General features: G+C 59.7%; 1 protein-coding gene and 1 rRNA gene. One reads left to right on the top strand and one right to left on the bottom strand.

The features are described from left to right. Positions 1–29 precede the first annotated feature (29 nt). A 5S ribosomal RNA gene (gene rrf / locus LJ754_RS16660) occupies positions 30–146 on the top strand. 116 nt (positions 147–262) lie between these two features. On the opposite strand, the gene LJ754_RS16655 is transcribed toward rrf, so the two are convergent. Beyond that, complete coding sequence (locus LJ754_RS16655; protein ID WP_227927440.1) at positions 263–676, bottom strand: VOC family protein; 414 nt, start codon at positions 674–676, stop codon at positions 263–265. Between the last annotated feature and the right edge of the window lie 1,829 nt (positions 677–2,505).

Here is a 2,505-nt window from a genome sequence, read left to right as displayed (position 1 = left end):
TTTTGGGTGTGTGGTGCGGGTGGAAGGGTTACGGCGGTCATAGCGTGGGGGAAACGCCCGGTCCCATTCCGAACCCGGAAGCTAAGACCCACAGCGCCGATGGTACTGCATCCGGGAGGGTGTGGGAGAGTAGGTCACCGCCGGACAAATTGTGGGGTGAGGCCCGTACCAGTGTTGGTACGGGCCTCACCTGTTTAACCCGACAAGTTGGACCCGGGGTCCTGACCGGGATTCCCCTGCAGGGCACGCTGGTCTGTGTGGGTCAGGCTACGAAGATACAGAATGGATGTCCGGCCGGATCGGCGTAGACATACAACGGTTCTTCGCGGTCATCCGTGCGATCAAAGAGGAGCTCCGCGCCCAACGCCAGTGCCCTGGCATGTTGGTCTGCGAGGGTCTTCCGGTCGGGGACAGTGAGGTCCAGGTGCATCTGCATGGGTACATCCGGCCGGGGCCAGGTAGTCCGCTCGAGCTGATCCACATGCTGGAATGCCAGCTTTCGGTTGCCGCGGGCATCGGTCAGTACCAGCCAATCAACGCCATCGCCGGCGCTGCCCGGTTGCGGTTCGTCTCCGGGGCGGTACTTGAGCCCGAGGAGCTGACGGTAGAACTCCGCCAGGCCCCGGACATCGGGAGTATCCAGAACCGTGTGGAGGAGTTGGGGAAAGCCGGCCATATGCGAACACTAACGGCCTGGACGGCTCCCGGCCACGCCGGGCCTCGAGTACCGGGTGCAACGGCCGTGGGTCCCAGCACGGATTTGGCACGCCGGCCAAATGATCCCCAAGCCGCGGTCACGAACAACCTATTGGGTCCGCCGATTCGCCAAACGAGGCCGGTGCCGTGCTCGTATCGGTTTCGGCTGCGGCTATGGGGTCATCGATGCCGCTGTTCTCTCCGGGAATTCCTACGCGCCAACCACCTGGACACCCTCCAGCTCCGCCCTGGCTGTCATGGGCCGAGCGTCCGCAGGCAACAGCAGGTCAAATTGCGCAGCAGGATCCTCACAGGCTTTTCCGGCGTAGGTACGGTAGGTCCTTTAGACACTTGTACCAATTTTGCGTACGGGAATATGGTTTGCGGTCGGGGGGGGGGGGTGTATCGGTTGCCAGCTACTAGGCTTTTCTGGTCACGAGTCAAGCAACTTGCCCGAGTTGCTGTTGTTGGCTGCCTCGTGACCACTCTAAGTTCCTGCGGGCAAGACCCTCCGTCCCCGGTTGAGCCGTCTCTGCCTACATTTAGCGGTGGTATCCCAATCCAGAAGACACCGAGTGAACCCCTGAAAGAAATACCCTGGACTCTAAACGAGGTTGACGAATCAGAGCAGCGAATTCATCTCACAACCCAGAACTTTGAATGCAGCTTTCCTAAGTCAGCCTCCGTTGAGGAAAGCGAAGGCACCATCGCTCACAAAATCTACGGGAAACCGTCGGCAGGGCCTTGCACGCAGGAACTGATTATTGTTCAAACATTTGTTCAGTTGCCACAACCTATCAATGGGCGGCAGATTGTCGGTGGAAAGCAGTCCGATCCCACATCGGGTGGCCACACCGCACGAGCTGTATAAGCGAAAGACTGCCGGTGCCGGCTTCATCCCAGAAGCTCTCGAGGCCAGGGTGCAGTGAAGCATTGTTTGCTTGGCTACGACCGTGACGGGCACATCAACCGTTGCATCTCCCGCTGCGGAGTCCTTGGCTCCCCGCAGCATTGGTGGTCCCTTGCCGAGTGGCATGTCGACAGGGAGCCGAATACTTGGTGGATCGCGCTGCTCTGCCGCGTTCACGCGAACGCCCACTGGGGGAAGCAACGAGCAGCTCCGATGGAGGAAGTCGTACGGGACCAGGGCCGCTACCTGCACTATTCACGGGACCGGCGGCGGTGGATCAGGAGGCATGTCGCGGTTGGAAGCCCCAACTGATCGGGCCAGCGGCCTGTACACAGCCGACCCTTGGTGGGTAGAGCCCGATGCCAGCGTCCGGTTCCCTGCCACGGATCCGCTCCGAGCGGCCGCCCTGCCGGCACCGGGCTGACTGCCCGCCAGGCGGGCAAAACCCGGCGCTGAAGCGGGCGGCTGGGGCCGAGTTGCAACCGGGGTGAAACCTGTGTAAAGTCTTCTAAGTCGCCGCGGCCGGGACGCTGAGAAAGCGCCTGAGCATGGCGGCCAAACCCCTTCGGAAATGTGAGTAGTTCCGGTGCGCCTTATGGCCCACGGAATGGCCCAGGTAAACGAAGGTTGCAGCGAAGAAGAAAAGGAAAACATTGTTTTCCCGAGTATTTTCGGATTGCGTCTGTTGTTTGAGAACTCAATAGTGTGCCAAGTTTATTGATACCAATTTATTTTAATTGGTTGAATCGACTGTTCCGCCCACCCCGTGGGCTGGAATGGTTTTTTTAGCTGGTTTCGAATTTAGTGCAGTGCCTGGCGGCCAATTTTCCTTGGCCCCGGCATTGTGTCTGTATGAACATTTACGGAGAGTTTGATCCTGGCTCAGGATGAACGCTGGC

It is taken from the genome of Arthrobacter sp. zg-Y40 (assembly GCF_020731535.1).
Lineage (GTDB): Bacteria > Actinomycetota > Actinomycetes > Actinomycetales > Micrococcaceae > Arthrobacter_B.
The sequence above is the reverse complement of the archived record's forward strand: the minus strand, read 5'-3'. Positions and strand labels throughout refer to the sequence as shown.

Excerpts from the sequence above, each read along its gene's own strand:
- LJ754_RS16655 (WP_227927440.1), bottom strand. The coding sequence starts at position 676 with ATGGCCGGCTTTCCCCAACTCCTCCACACGGTTCTGGATACTCCCGAT.